The following is a 13,786-nucleotide window of genomic DNA, read 5'->3' as shown; positions in this document are numbered from 1 at the left end:
ACGGGCCACCGAGGTCCGCGTCGACGGAGGGGCGAGATCCTCCTCCGCGAACGGCGCACCGACCCGTAGCCCGGGTTCGCCGCCGCGCCTCGCCACGATCTGCGAAGATCTGCCCATGTCTCTCGCACTCGTGACGGGCGCCACATCAGGGATCGGGCTCGCGTTCGCCCGCGAGCTCGCGCGTCGCGGGGACGATCTCGTGCTCGTGGCGCGGGACGAGGCACGCCTCGACCGGCTGGCTGGTGAGCTCCGCGTAGCCGGCCGCACCGTCTACGTCGTGCCTGCTGACCTGGCCACCCGCGAAGGGGCGGCCCGCGTCGCCGAGGCCGTCCGCGAGCACCGCATCGACCTCCTCGTCAACAACGCGGGCTCGTCGATCGGGAAGTTCTTCGGAGACACCGACGTGGCCGACGAGGACGCCCAGCTCGACCTGATGGTGAAGGCACCGATGGACCTGATGGCCGCGGCGCTGGAGGTGATGCGTCCGCGCGGTTCCGGGCAGATCCTCAACGTCGCGAGCATCGCCGCGTTCACACCGCGTGGCACCTACTCCGCGCACAAGGCATGGATCGTCAACCTGAGCCAGTGGATGAACATCCAGTACGCCCGCGAGGGCGTCGTGACGACCGCGCTGTGCCCCGGCTTCGTCCGTACCGAGTTCCACCAGCGCATGGGCGTCGACCCGAGCGACGTCCCCCGCTGGATGTGGACCAGTGCGGAGCAGCAGGTGCAGGGGGCCCTCGCCGACCTCGCCAAGGGCAGGCCGCTCTCCATCCCGACCGTGCGCTACAAGGTGCTGGGCGCGATCGCCCGCTACGCGCCGGCCGGTCTGGTCGCCGCGGTCGCCAAACGGGGTCGGAAGCTCGCCGAATGACCGTGGCCGACGCCCAGGTCGCGGCCCAGGTCGTGAGCTCGCGGGTCATCGAGACGCCTCGAGGGGTGTTCGCCGCGCTCGACGCCCGCGTCCCGCCCGGCACGTCGAGACGGGGACACGTGCTCCTCGCGCCCGGGTTCACCGGAAGCAAAGAAGACTTCTCGGCCATCCTCCCCGCGCTCGCCGCGGCAGGCTGGCACGCGACGGCGTACGACCAGCGCGGTCAGTACGAGACGGCGGGCGACCCGGACGACGACTACTCGCTGCGGGGGTTCGCCGCCGACGCGCTCGCCGTCCAGGAGGCCCTGGCGCCGCACGGGCGCTCGCACCTCGTCGGCCACTCGTTCGGGGGTCTGGTCGCCCAGCACGCCGTGCTCGACGACGCGTCGGCCTGGCGGAGCCTGACTCTGCTCTGCTCGGGTCCGGCAGGGTTCAGGCATCCCGTCGTGAGGGAGCTCGCGAACGACCCCGAGGGGTCCACGCGGAGGCTGGAGTCCTTCCTCGTCGCCGTCCCCGCCCTCGGCCTGGAGGCGGTGTTCGAGAGCCAGGAGACCGACCCCGACGCCGCGCCCGGCGTGCGCGACTTCCAGCGGACTCGGTTCGTGGCCAGCTCCCCCGAGTCGCTCTGCGCGATCGCCGCGTGCCTGCTCGACGCTCCGGACCAGGTCGACGCACTCGCGGCGACCGAGGTGCCGGTCGCCGTCGGCCGCGGCGCCGACGACGATGCGTGGCCGCACTCGGCCCAGGACGCGATGGCCGCGCGCCTCGGCACCGACGTCGTGGTCATCCCCGGCACGGGGCACTCCCCCGCCGCGGACGCACCGGAGGCGACGGCGGCGTTCCTGCTGAAGGCGTGGGAGCGCCCCGGCCTCTGACGCCCTCAGCCCGCGTCGACGATGGCCGCGACCGGCCCGCCACCGTCCGGACCCTGGTGCGCCGCCGAGACAGAGACGAACACGGCAGGGTCACCGGTCACCGCGGCGGTGACGCCACCGACCGCGGCCTTGATCTGACGGTGCCAGTGGACGTCGGAGTCGTCGAGCATCGCGTTGCGACGACCGCGCACCATGCCGTCCTGGCTCGCCTCGCACTTGAGGAAGACGTTGACGAGCCGGTCGTCGAGATCGCTCGTCCGCGGGCGCTCCGGCAGGTCCAGCCCGGCCGAGCGGATCGCGTCCCAGATGCCGTCCGCGTCGAGCGCGTCGTCCATGACCGCGTGACCGATCCGGTAGCGGCCACCGATCCCGCGCACGTTGCCCACCACCACGACCTGGGCACGGTCGAGCTCCACTCCTGAGGAGCAGGAGGCCACCGACGAGAAGAGCCGACGGTCCTTGAGGACGTCCGCGTCGGTCGGCATCTCGATCTCACCGAGCGCGACCGCGACGCCGAGCGCCGTCGTGCCGTTCGAGAGGTCCATCGACGCGAGCGTGTCCTCGGTCCACACCGACTCTCCGCGCGACGTGGCGTCGCGGATGGTGTCGATCGTGAGCAGCGGTGTCTTGGTCTGGACGTAGTGCACGTCGGCGGCGTCGGTGATGCCTGCACGCTCGACGGCGACCGTCACCGCGGCAGCGACCTTCTCGATCATCGCGGTGCGCCCGATCTCCTCGGGCAGCAGCACGTCGCTCATCGCGAAGCCGACGCTGAGCCGGGGCTCCTCGCTCGCCTCGACCGAACCGTCGGGCAGCGTGGCGAAGATCGTCGCGTGCGGGCTGATGACCCCGTCGGTGCCGCCGGACCAGACGATGGGGATCTCCTTGACCTCCGCCGCGGAGCGCGAGCCCTGGGCGACGAGGACTTCGCGGAACGCCCGGTCGGCGATGATCCGCGTGTAGTCGTTGACGCCGCCGTTGCCCTCGGTCTTGCCGATGATCGCGATGACGCGGTCGGCCTCGATCACGTTGTCCGCGATCAGCTTCTCGAGCTCGCTGGCGTCGGCGACGGAGTGGATCGGGACCTTGCGGACTTCGATCGCTGCTGGCATGGCGTTCCTCTCGGTTGGGGTACGTCGGTGGTCGGGGCGGCGTCGCGACGGCTCAGCCGGTCGGCTGCGGGGCCTGGACGGTCAGCGGGTCGGGGCTCACGCGGGTGCCGGTGCGCCCAGCGACGGCCTCGCCGATGCGGGGCAGGGAGGTGATGACGCCGGTACGGCCCGTGTGCGACGCGAACCGCGCCACCGCCTCGACCTTCGGCCCCATCGATCCGGCCGCGAAGGCGCCGGTCGCCGCGAGCCTCCGGATCTCCGAGACGCTGATCGCTCCGATCGGCTCGGCCTGCGGTGTGCCGAAGCCGAGGACGGCCGCGTCGACGTTCGTCCCGATCACGAGGCCGTCGGCCTCGATCCGCTCGGCCAGGAGCGCCGCAGTGAGGTCCTTGTCGATGACCGCCTCCACCCCGACGTACGAGCCCGACGTGTGCACGGTCGGGATGCCACCGCCGCCGGCGCAGACGACGACGAACCCGTCGGCCAGCAGGGTGCGCACGGCGGGGATCTCGAGGACCGCCCGCGGCTCTGGCGAGGCGACGACCCGGCGCCAGCCGCGACCCGGGACCTCGACCCACCGCTGGCCGTGCGCCCGCATGGCCGCGGCCTCCGCCCCGCTGGCGTAGCGGCCGATCGGCTTGGTCGGCACGAGGAAACCGGGGTCATCGCGGTCTACCAGGGTGCGCGACACCAGAACGGCGCTGCGCGCGTGGTGGCCACGACGTCCGAGCTCCTCGTCGAGGGTGTCGAGGATCAGCCGGCCGATCGTCGCCTGGGTCTGCGCGACGCACCAGTCCAGCGGGACGGGGGGCACAACGTTGGCGGCCATCTCGTTCTTGAGCAGCAGGTTGCCCACCTGAGGGCCGTTGCCGTGGGTCAGGACGATCTCGTGCCCCGCCTCGACGAGGTCGGCGACGCTGCGCATGGACTCGAGGATCGCCGTGCGCTGGTCCTCGGGACCGACGGACCCGTCTGGCGCGGTCATGGCGTTGCCGCCGAGGGCGATGACGAGGCGCATGCGACGAATCTAGGGGCGTATGTCGGTGTCGGCACTGGCGAAGATCGCCAACGCGGCGGCGTCGGCCCGTCACACCTTGACCAGCAGGGCGGGACCCGTTCTCGTCGCCGGGACACCGCAGATTACCCTGTGCGCATGCCACGACGCCGCACTCTCGTGCTGGTGCCCCTCGCGCTGACGCTCCTCGCCGGCTGCGGGCATGCGCCCATGTCCGAGAAGTCCGTGGAGGAGAAGGCGTCGGAGGAGATGGGCAAGCAGATCGGGCTCGCGCCGGTCGTCGACTGCCCCGACGACCTGGAGTCGCGTGCCGGCGCGACGATGGACTGCACCCTGTCCGACCCCAACGGCAGCAACAAGGAGTACTCGATGACGGTCCGCGTCGTCAGCCTCGAGAACGGTGTCGCGAAGCTGAAGTTCGAGCTCGACGACGGCGACTGACCAACCGCCGCGAGGATGCGCGGGCGCTCACTGTGGCACTCGCACGACGTCGACGGCGGCGAAGGCCGCACCGTCGGCGAGCCGGGCGTAGCCGGGACCGCGGTCGAAGAACACCTCGCTCGGCCGGTCCGAACGGCGAGCGGCGCGCAGCGCCACTGTCGCCTCCTCGTCGACGCCGAGGTCGTCCCCGTCGCCGGTGAGAACCACGGCGTAGTCCTCCTCGGCGGCGCGCCGCGAGACCTTGGCCCACACGACGTCGCGGACGACGAGAGCGGGGTCGCGGTCGAGCGGGTCACCCCAGCCCCCGCCGCCGGTCGTCCGGATGCGGACGGTCTCCCCCGCGCGCACCGGCTCGGCGTCGGCGAGCGCGTCGACGAGCCGCTCGTGCGGCCCACCGGGGTCCACCACCACCTCGAACGGACGCCCGGCCAGCCCACCGTTGACCCCCCAGCACGCGAGGATCGAGCGGTCGGCGATCGACATGAAGTGGGCGTCGGCGAGCATCCGCAGGTGCTTCTCGTAGCCGAGCCCGCCGCGGAACGTCCCGGGCCCACCCGAGTCCACCGCCAGCGAGAGCGACTCGACGACGAACGGGAACCGCGACTCGGTGAACTCGGTCGGCAGGTTCCGCGAGTCGGGCACCACGTGGATCGTGTCTTCGCCGTCGGCGTAGTAGCGGCCGCCGGAGCCGCCACCGAGGACCTCGCGCATGAGGTACGGGCGACCGACGAGGTCCGTCCCGTACACGCCGGTGTAGCGGATCGTCTCCTGGTCGGCGGGCATCCGCCCGTCCACGGCCTTGGCAAGCACTCCTGCGAGGACCCCGAGCAGACGCAGGATGACGAAGGTACGAGCGTTGGTCGGCGCCGGGAACTCAGGTGTGATCAGCGTGCCCTTGGGTGGGAACCGCATCTCGATCAGGGGCACGACACCCTCGTTGACGTCCAGCTCGGCCATGCGTTCGGGGGTGTCGGCGAGGTTGCGCAGGATCGGTGCGAGCCACTTCTTGAGGAAGACGCCGTCGGAGTAGTCGCCGCAGTGGTTGATCGGTCCCTTCGCCTGCGGTGACGTGCCGGCGAAGTCGAGGACGACCCGCTCGCCACCGGGATCGTCCGCACCGGTACGGGTGAGCGTGATGCGCTGCGTGTGGAGCTGCGGCTCGTCGACCCCGTCATGCTCGGCGTAGTCCTCCCAGACCCACGTGCCCACCGGGATCTTCGCCAAGATCTCCCGCCGGTAGGTGTCGGTGGTGCGGTCGATGATCGCGTCGAAGCACGACTCGACGGCGTCCACGCCGTAGCGGTCGAACAGCTCTCCCAGGCGACGTGCGCCCATGAGGCAGGCAGCGCACTCGGCGTCGAGGTCTGCGGCGAGCGACTCCGGCATGCGGGAGTTGCGGGTCATGATGGTCAGCGCGGCACGGTTCGGGACGCCCGCGTCCCAGAGCTTGATGGGCGGGACCATCAGTCCCTCCTCGTACACGCTCGTCGCCGCGCTCGGCATCGAGCCGGGGACGGCTCCGCCGATGTCGTCATGGTGCCCGAAGGCCTGGATGAACCCGACGACCCGCTGCTCGCCCTCGACGCCGCTGAAGACGGGCACGGTGACACACAGGTCGGGAAGATGCCCGATACCGCCCTCGGACCGGTAGACGTCGTTGTGGAAGTACACGTCGCCGGGCTTCATCTGGTCGATCGGGAAGTCGCGAGCCACCGGGTGGACCAGAGCAGAGTACGAGCGACCGGTCAGCTTGCGCAGCAGCCTGTCGTGGATCCCGGCGCGGAAGTCGTGGGCGTCGCGGATCATCGGTGAGCGCGACGTCCGGGCGATCGCCGTCTCCACCTCGTGCTCGATCGACGCCAGGCTGCCCTGGACGATCTCGACGAGCACCGGGTCGGCGCTGCCGCCGGCGTCGTCGGTGAGCATGCCGAACGGGAACTGGGTGGGTGCAGGACGCGAGGTGGTCATGCGGGGCTCCCCGCTCGGGTGACGACCAGGTTGAGGTACGGATCGACGCGCGCGACGAACCCCGGATGGAGCGGGACCGTCGACCCGTACTCCTCGATGACCGCGGGGCCGTGGACCTCGTGCCCCGGCAACAGGGACGCACGATCGAGGACGGCCGCGTCGACGTACCCCGCGCGCGCGTCGAAGCACACCGGCCTGCGCACGGTCGTCGGCGCGGCCGCGGTGCGGGTGACCTCGTGCCGACGAATCGCCGGTCGCCGGATCGGCCCGATGCCCGACACCCGGAGGCTGACCCACTCGACCTGCTGGGTGTCGTCACCGGCGAAGTCGTAGCCGTAGAGCGAGCGGTGCTCGCGGTGGAAGGCCTCGGCCACGGCGGAGACGACGTCCGCGTCCACGGGACCGCCGGGCACGGGGACGCGAACCTCGAACGCCTGCCCGAAGTAGCGCACGTCGGCGGTCCGGACGAAGCGCTGGGCCTCGGGAGGGAAGCCCTCGGTCTCCAGCGCAGCCGCCGCCCGTGCGGCCAGCCCGTCGTACAACCGCTCCACCTCGGCCGGGTCGAGCTCGGAGGCCAGCCGGACCGCGGTCTGCACGTAGTCGTTCTTGACGTCGACCGTCAGCAGCCCGAAGGCCGAGACGTTGCCCGGGCTGTGGGGAACCAGCACGGTCGAGATCCCGAGGACGTCCATCAGCCGGCACAGCAGGAGCGAGCCGGAGCCACCGAACGTCGTGAGGGTGAAGTCGCGGACGTCGAGCCCGCGCCTGACCGTGATCTGGCGCAACGCGTTGGCCTGGTTCCAAGCGGAGATCTCCAGCACTCCGGTCGCGGCCTCCTCGAGGGACAGCCCGAGCGCGGCGGCGAGCGACTCGAGACCCTTGCGCGCGGCGTCGACGTCGAGCGGGATCTCGCCCCCGAGCAGGTGCGGCGGGATGCGGCCGAGGACGACGTGCGCGTCGGTGATCGTCACGTCGGAGCCCCCCTTGCTGTAGCAGAGCGGACCCGGGTCGGCGCCGGCCGACTGGGGCCCCACCTTCAAGGTGCGCTCTGGGGACAGCCACGCGATCGACCCCCCTCCAGCACCCACGGTGACGACGTCGATCATCGGGATCTTGCTCGGGTAGACCCCCACGGTCCCCTCGGTGGTGAGGGTGGGCTCCCCGTCCACGACGACCGACACGTCGGTCGAGGTGCCGCCCCCGTCACAGGTGAGGACGCGGTCGAACCCCGCGACCGACGCGATCATCGCGGCCCCGAGCGCGCCCGCGGCCGGCCCCGACAGCACGGTGGTGATCGGCTGGTGCACGACCTCCGCAGCCGAGAGCACGCCGCCGTTGGACTTCATCACGGAGAACGGAAGACCCTCGGTGAGCTCCTCGAGACGCCCGGCGATGCTGCGGACGTACGCCGACACCTTGGGCTTGACGGCGGCGTCGACCAGGGTGGTCATCGACCGCTCGTACTCCCGGTACTCACGGAGCACGTCCGACGAGATCGACACCACGGCCTCGGGGTGCTCCTCGGCGAGCACCGCCCGCATCGCCTCCTCGTGCGCCGGGTCGGCATAGCTGTGCAGGAAGCAGACGCCGAGCGTGTCGATCCCGCGCGCCCGGAACCACCGTGCGACCTCACGAGCCCCGTCGGTGTCGAACGGACGGATCTCCTCACCGGTCCACGACAGGCGACCGGCCACGCCTCTCACCCGGTCGCGCGGCACGATGCGGTCGGGCTTGACCCAGAAGTAGGAGTTGCCGTAGCCGTCCGGGACCGACTGACGAGCGATCTCGAGCACCGCCTCGTACCCCGCGTTGGTGATGAAGCCGAGTCGGCCGACCTTGCCCTCGAGGAGCTGGTTCGTGGCGACCGTGGTGCCGTGGGCGACCGCCGCCACGGTGTCCCGGCCGGCAGCGGGCCCTCCCTCGGGGTCGATCAGCGCCAGCACCTTGTCGATCCCGGCGAGGAAGCCCTCGGCCGGGTCCGTCGGCGTCGACGGAGTCTTGGTGGTGAGGAGCTCACCGGTGGACTCGTCGAAGGCCACCACGTCGGTGAACGTCCCGCCGGTGTCGATCCCGATCCGGAGAGTGGCGTTGATCCGTCCTGGACGGGAGCCTGACGTCATGGTTCTCCTCGCGTGGTGAGCCCTGCTCCTCGATTCCAACGCAACCACCTCGAGACCCCCACGGCGAAGGTCGCCTGACCCCTCCGGGGAACCTTGGCACTACCTGACAGGCCGCCGGCGCGACCCGCCATCATTGTCCCGTGCTCCGTACCCAGCTGGCTGCCCTCATGGCGGTTGTCGCCCTCCTCTCCGGGTGTGGGGTCACCCCCCACGCAGCCCTCTCTGCCGCCGGCGCCGAGGTCGCGAGCGGCCTCCCACCGCTGCCGCCCGTGCGCCACGAGAACACCCTGCCCACACTGATGCGGCAGCCCGACGGCGGTGGAGACCTCCGCCGCGAGCGGGTGCTTGCGGTCAACGACGCCTACACCACGTACGCCATGAGCTATCGGTCTGAAGAGCTGCGGATCTCCGGTCTCCTGCACGTCCCGCACCACGCGGTCGACCGGCCCGCGGCCGTGCTCGCCCACGGCTACCAGAACCCCCGTACGTACCGGAGCGGGCACGCGATGACCGACGTGCAGGACCGACTGGCGAGGGCCGGCTACGTCGTGATGTTCACCGACTACCGCAACCATGGAGGCTCCGACCACGACTCCGACCTCGACGCCACCCTGCGCACCGGCTACACCGTCGACGTCGTCAACGCGGTCGTGGCGCTGCGGCGCGCCCGGCTCGACGCCGTCGACCCCGACCGGATCGGACTGGTGGGACGGTCGATGGGCGGTGGCATCACGTACAACGTGCTTGTCAGCCGGCCAGGGCTGGTCAAGGCCGCCGTCGTGCTGTCGCCGATGAGCTCGTCAGCGCCCGACGGTGTCGAGATCATGACGCGCCCAGCAGCGACGCGTGCCTGGAGCCTCGCGGCGGCGCAGGCCTCGTACGGTCCGCCGGACAAGGACTCCGCCGCCTGGCAGGACCTCTCGCCCCGCCGGTTCTTCGAGCGGGTCACCGAGCCGGTGCAGATCCACCACGGCACCGCCGACCGGACCTGTCCGCCGGCGTGGACCGCCGCCTCGGTGGACGCGCTGCGCGCGGCGGGCAAGGAGGTCGACGCCCACTGGTACCCGGGACAGGGTCACCGCATGTCCGGCGCAGGACACGACCTGTCCTTGGCGAGGACCGTGGCCTTCCTCGATGCGCACGTCTGAGCGGTCCCGGCGCCGCTGGTAGGTGGACCCCGATTCGGGTACGTTCCCGAGAACGCACCCGCCTCCGGGAGGAGCAGCCGTGTCCAACGTCGCCGACGCCCTCTTCGAGCACGCACGCGCCCGCCCCGACCGGGTGGCGGTCCGGGCCGCAGGACGCGAGACCACGTTCGGGACCCTGCGGGACGCGGCGGCGGCCTTCGCGAAGCGGGTCGTCGACGCCGGGATCTCCCCCGGCGACCGCGTCCTCCTCGTCGCCCCGACCATCCCGGAGTTCGTCGCCGCCTACTACGGCCTCCACGCCGCGGGTGCGACCGTCATCACGATGAACGTGATGGCACCGGCTCGCGAGCTGGGCTACGTCGTCGACGACGCCGGCGTCGGTCTCGTCGTCGCCTGGCAGGACACCGCCGAGGCCGCCGAGGCCGTCGCCGGCGAGCGTGGACTCCCCTTCTGGCGGATCGGGCCGCTCGAGGACTGGGACACCTCAGACCAGCTCGACGCACCGGTCGACCTGCCCGACGATGCGACGGCGCTCATCATCTACACCTCCGGCACGACGGGGCGGCCCAAGGGCGCGGAGCTCGCCGTGTCCGGCATCGCCGCGATCGTCGACGCGGCCGAGCACGTCATCGAGTTCAGCGACGAGGACCGATCCGGCACCGCACTCCCGCTCTTCCACGTCTTCGGGCAGATCATGGTCATGCACCTGGCGCTCTCCTTCGGCACGCCGGTCTCGCTGCTGCACCCCTTCCACCCGCGCACGTTCGTCGAGATGATCCGCGACGACGAGCTGACGGTGGTGTCGGGCGTGCCGACGATGTGGATCGCGATGCTGCACGCTGCCGGTGACGCGAAGCCTGAGGACTTCGCCCGCCTCCGGCTCGCCTCGTCCGGGGGTGCCTCGCTGCCCGCCGAGGTGATCCGTGCGTTCGAGGAGAGGTTCGGCACGCGGATCCGCGAGGGCTACGGGTTGTCGGAGACGTGCGGCTGGGCGACCTTCGCCCCGCTCGACACCGAGCCGAAGGTCGGCGCGGTCGGCCGCGCGGTGCACAACGTCGAGATCGAGGTCCGTGACCTGGACGGCAACGCCGTGCCGGCCGGCGAAGTCGGGGAGGTGTGGATCCGCGGCCCGATCGTGATGAAGGGCTACTGGAACAATCCCGAGGCGACCGCCGCCGTCCTTCAGGACGGGTGGCTGCGTACCGGTGACCTCGGCATCCTCGACGAGGACGGTGACCTGCGGATCGTCGACCGGCTGAAGGACCTCGTCATCCGCGGCGGCTACAACGTCTATCCGAGCGAGGTCGAAGAGGTGCTCTACGAGCACCCCGACGTCGTCGAGGCGGCGGTCGTGGGCGTCGCCGACCCGACGTACGGCGAGGAGGTGGCTGCGGTCATCGTGCTGCGGGAGGGCGCCGTTCCCGACCCCGAGGCGCTCCGGGCGTGGGCCAAGGAGCGCCTGAGCGCGTACAAGGTGCCACGCCTCTTCCAGTTCGTCGATGTGCTCCCGAAGGGTCCGTCGGGCAAGATTCTCAAGCGCGCCATCGACCGTGCCGCGCTGTCCGACGCCGCGCCGCAGAACGCCACGCCGTCCGACGCCGGGCCGCAGGACCGCCGCCGGTGAGTCCCGCCACCGCCCGCGGCGCCCGCACGAGGGCAGCACTGCTTGCTGCCGCGCGCGAGGTCTTCGAGCGTGACGGCTTCGGCGACGCCCGCGTCGCGGAGATCACGCGGATCGCAGGCTGTGCCACCGGGTCGTTCTACACCTACTTCGCGAGCAAGGAGGAGATCCTCTCCGTCGTCCTCTACGAGGCACAGAAGGATGTCCTCCACCCGCACATCCCGCCAGAGGACGGCATCACCGACCCGGCGGAGCTCGTCGAGGCCAACCACCGGGCGTTCTTCGAGACCTACCGCGCCAACGCCCGTCTCATGCTGTTCATGGAGCAGGTCGCGAGCCACGACGCGAACTTCCGCGGGATGCGCCGGAGGCAGGGATGGGCGTACGCCGAGCGCAGCGCCGTGCTCGTCCGCCGGCTGCAGGCGCTCGGGCTCGCCGACCCCGAGCTCGATCCGGTGCTCGCCATGCGCTCTCTCGCGACCATGGTGACGCGGATGGCGTACAACACCTTCGTCGCCGGTGACGAGACCTCCCTCGACGACCTCGTGGCGATCTCCACCCGGTTGTGGCTCAACGCGATCGGGGTGACCGCGCGCACGGAGGCCGTCCCGGCGTCAGTGCCCGCGGCGTCGGAGACATCGTCGTGAGCACGGTGCAGACGGTCGCGGGGCCGGTCGACAGCGCCGACCTCGGTCGTACGCTCGTCCACGAGCACATCGTCATCGTCGGCGAGGAGCATCGCCAGAACTACGCCGGCGACTGGGACGAGGACCAGGTGGTGGCCGACGCGGTCCGCGACCTGACCGAGCTCGCGCGCCTCGGGATCGACACGATCATGGATCCGACGGTGCTCGGGCTGGGCCGCTACGTGCCGCGGGTGCAGCGCATCGCGGAGCAGGTCGACCTCAACATCGTGGTGGCGACAGGGCTGTACACCTACAACGAGCTCCCGTTCCAGTTCCACTACGCCGGTCCGGGACTGCTCTTCGACGTGCCGGAGCCGTTGACCGAGCTCTTCGTCCGCGACCTGACGGAGGGGATCGCCGACACGGGAGTCCGCGCGGCGTTCCTCAAGTGCGCGATCGAGGCCCAGGGGCTCACGCCGGGCGTCGAGCGCGTGATGCGCGCGGTGGGTCAGGCGCACGTACAGACCGGCGCACCGATCACGGTGCACACCAACCCTCACACCGGGTCGGGTCTCGTCGCCCAGCGCGTGCTGGGTGAGGAGGGTGTCGACCTGTCGAAGGTGGTCCTGGGGCACTGCGGTGACACGACGGACCTCGACTACCTGAGCAGGCTGGCCGAGGCCGGTTCGCTGCTCGGGATGGACCGTTTCGGACTCGACCTGCTGCTGCCGTTCGATGACCGGGTCGACACCGTCGTCGAGCTCGTACGCCGCGGCTTCGTCGACAACGTCGTGATCGCTCATGACGCATCGTGCGTCATCGACTGGTTCCCTGCGGGTGCCAAGGAGCAGGTCGTGCCCCGGTGGAACTACCGGCACATCAGCGAGGACGTCATCCCGGCCCTGCTCGACAAGGGGATCAGCCAGGCGGACCTGGAGACGATCCTGGTGCACAACCCGCGCCGTCACTTCGAGTAGCCGCACGCCCGCACCGCCGTACTCCCCCCTCGCGATACTCCCCCCTCGCGATTCGGTGAGGAGATCGGGATTTTTGCGCGGGAACTCCCGATCTCCTCACCGAATCGCCGACGTGAGGCGCGCGGGGGTCCATCCCCGCGAGAGCAGCGCAGCCCGTACGCGCGCGACCGCTCGAAGCGGATCCGCGATGTCGGCGGCCGCGATCACGACGACGATCCACCCAGCTGTCGCGAGGGCGGCGAGGCGCTCGTGGTCGCGCCGACGTTGCGCGGCGCTGCGCTCGTGCTGCCAGCCGTCGTACTCGACGAGCACCTTGTACGCGATGTAGGGCATGTCGCCGCGCGCGATGAAGCGGCCCGTCGACTCGTCATGGATGTTCGTGTTCGTCGCGGGCTCGGGGAGACCGGACCCGACCAGCAACAGCCTGACCCACGTCTCGCGTGGAGACTCGACACCGGTACGGACCAGGTCGACGGCTCGGCGCGCGCGTACGACGCCGTCGAGTCGTGACGCTGCCACGAACTCTCGGAGCCGCGGAGCCGTCGTCCACCCGGCGTGCACCAGCCAGTCGCCGGCGGCGATGAGGTCGCGCTCCGCGAGGCCGCTCGACGCGACGTCGACGAAGGTCCTCTCGGGGCCGAGTGCCGCGATGCCCTGCACGTCCTCGGTCAGGAGCGCACCGCGCCTGCGATGGAGCGTGATCCTGGGGTCGACGCACTCGCGCAGACGGTTCGTCGACAGATGAACGGGGCCGTCCACGTCACCGATCAGCACCCCGCGCAGGTGCAGTGCGGTGAGATGGCTGACGACCGAGTCGGGAACGGCGAGGAGCGCGGCCTGAGACCGTACGACGACGGTGGGGTCGAGCTCGTGCCACCGCCAGACGCGAGGGTGCATCAGCACGAATCGTCGACCCTCCAGGACGTGCCGAGGAAGGCCGTACGCGCGGAGCTGACCGACGGTGAACGGAGCGGACCTGAGTGACTGCGGGATCGCGTGCATGCCCTGA

Annotated in this window: 12 protein-coding genes; 7 read left to right on the top strand and 5 right to left on the bottom strand. The window is 71.1% G+C overall.

Annotated elements, in window-relative coordinates:
* The first annotated feature begins 115 nt into the window (after positions 1–115).
* Together KV102_RS11900 and KV102_RS11895 are read left to right on the top strand one after the other, a co-directional pair.
* Positions 116–874, top strand: coding sequence for an SDR family oxidoreductase (locus KV102_RS11900; protein WP_220346407.1), 759 nt, complete (start codon positions 116–118; stop codon positions 872–874).
* Positions 871–1,749, top strand: coding sequence for an alpha/beta fold hydrolase (locus tag KV102_RS11895; protein WP_220343916.1), 879 nt, complete (start codon positions 871–873; stop codon positions 1,747–1,749). Before KV102_RS11900 ends, KV102_RS11895 begins: the two co-directional genes overlap by 4 nt.
* Positions 1,750–1,754: 5 nt before the next feature.
* Here KV102_RS11895 and KV102_RS11890 read toward each other — a convergent pair whose 3' ends face one another.
* Both KV102_RS11890 and KV102_RS11885 read right to left on the bottom strand, forming a co-directional pair.
* Positions 1,755–2,861: a ring-opening amidohydrolase gene (locus KV102_RS11890; RefSeq protein ID WP_220343915.1), complete on the bottom strand. Its 1,107-nt coding sequence runs from the start codon at positions 2,859–2,861 to the stop codon at positions 1,755–1,757.
* A 52-nt stretch (positions 2,862–2,913) separates the two neighbouring features.
* Positions 2,914–3,879 (bottom strand): carbamate kinase, encoded by a 966-nt coding sequence (locus KV102_RS11885; RefSeq protein ID WP_220346406.1) that lies wholly within the window; start codon positions 3,877–3,879, stop codon positions 2,914–2,916.
* Positions 3,880–4,014: 135 nt separating this feature from the next.
* Here KV102_RS11885 and KV102_RS11880 point away from each other — a divergent pair, with 135 nt between their 5' ends.
* Positions 4,015–4,317: a DUF4333 domain-containing protein gene (locus KV102_RS11880; protein ID WP_220346405.1), complete on the top strand. Its 303-nt coding sequence runs from the start codon at positions 4,015–4,017 to the stop codon at positions 4,315–4,317.
* Between the two features lie 27 nt (positions 4,318–4,344).
* On the opposite strand, the gene KV102_RS11875 is transcribed toward KV102_RS11880, so the two are convergent.
* On the bottom strand, positions 4,345–6,285 hold the full coding sequence (locus KV102_RS11875; RefSeq protein WP_220346404.1) for a hydantoinase B/oxoprolinase family protein: 1,941 nt from the start codon (positions 6,283–6,285) through the stop codon (positions 4,345–4,347).
* Entirely contained in the window at positions 6,282–8,405 is a 2,124-nt protein-coding gene (locus KV102_RS11870) for a hydantoinase/oxoprolinase family protein (protein WP_255560911.1), read from the bottom strand. The genes KV102_RS11875 and KV102_RS11870 overlap by 4 nt, the downstream gene beginning before the upstream one ends.
* A gap of 140 nt (positions 8,406–8,545) precedes the next feature.
* Here KV102_RS11870 and KV102_RS11865 point away from each other — a divergent pair, with 140 nt between their 5' ends.
* The 4 genes from KV102_RS11865 to KV102_RS11850 all read left to right on the top strand — a co-directional run bounded on the left by KV102_RS11865 (position 8,546) and on the right by KV102_RS11850 (position 12,777).
* The gene (locus KV102_RS11865) at positions 8,546–9,553 is read left to right on the top strand and encodes an alpha/beta fold hydrolase (protein WP_308290316.1); all 1,008 of its coding nucleotides are present in this window, start codon (positions 8,546–8,548) and stop codon (positions 9,551–9,553) included.
* 79 nt (positions 9,554–9,632) lie between these two features.
* Entirely contained in the window at positions 9,633–11,177 is a 1,545-nt protein-coding gene (locus KV102_RS11860) for an AMP-binding protein (protein ID WP_220346403.1), read from the top strand.
* Positions 11,174–11,821, top strand: coding sequence for a TetR/AcrR family transcriptional regulator (locus KV102_RS11855; protein WP_220346402.1), 648 nt, complete (start codon positions 11,174–11,176; stop codon positions 11,819–11,821). Before KV102_RS11860 ends, KV102_RS11855 begins: the two co-directional genes overlap by 4 nt.
* Positions 11,818–12,777: a phosphotriesterase gene (locus tag KV102_RS11850; protein ID WP_220346401.1), complete on the top strand. Its 960-nt coding sequence runs from the start codon at positions 11,818–11,820 to the stop codon at positions 12,775–12,777. The genes KV102_RS11855 and KV102_RS11850 overlap by 4 nt, the downstream gene beginning before the upstream one ends.
* A gap of 96 nt (positions 12,778–12,873) precedes the next feature.
* Here KV102_RS11850 and KV102_RS11845 read toward each other — a convergent pair whose 3' ends face one another.
* The gene (locus KV102_RS11845) at positions 12,874–13,779 is read right to left on the bottom strand and encodes a hypothetical protein (protein ID WP_220346400.1); all 906 of its coding nucleotides are present in this window, start codon (positions 13,777–13,779) and stop codon (positions 12,874–12,876) included.
* Positions 13,780–13,786 lie beyond the last annotated feature (7 nt).

Source organism: Mumia sp. zg.B53, assembly GCF_019550935.1.
In the GTDB taxonomy this organism is placed as follows: Bacteria; Actinomycetota; Actinomycetes; order Propionibacteriales; family Nocardioidaceae; genus Mumia.
The sequence above is the reverse complement of the archived record's forward strand: the minus strand, read 5'-3'. Positions and strand labels throughout refer to the sequence as shown.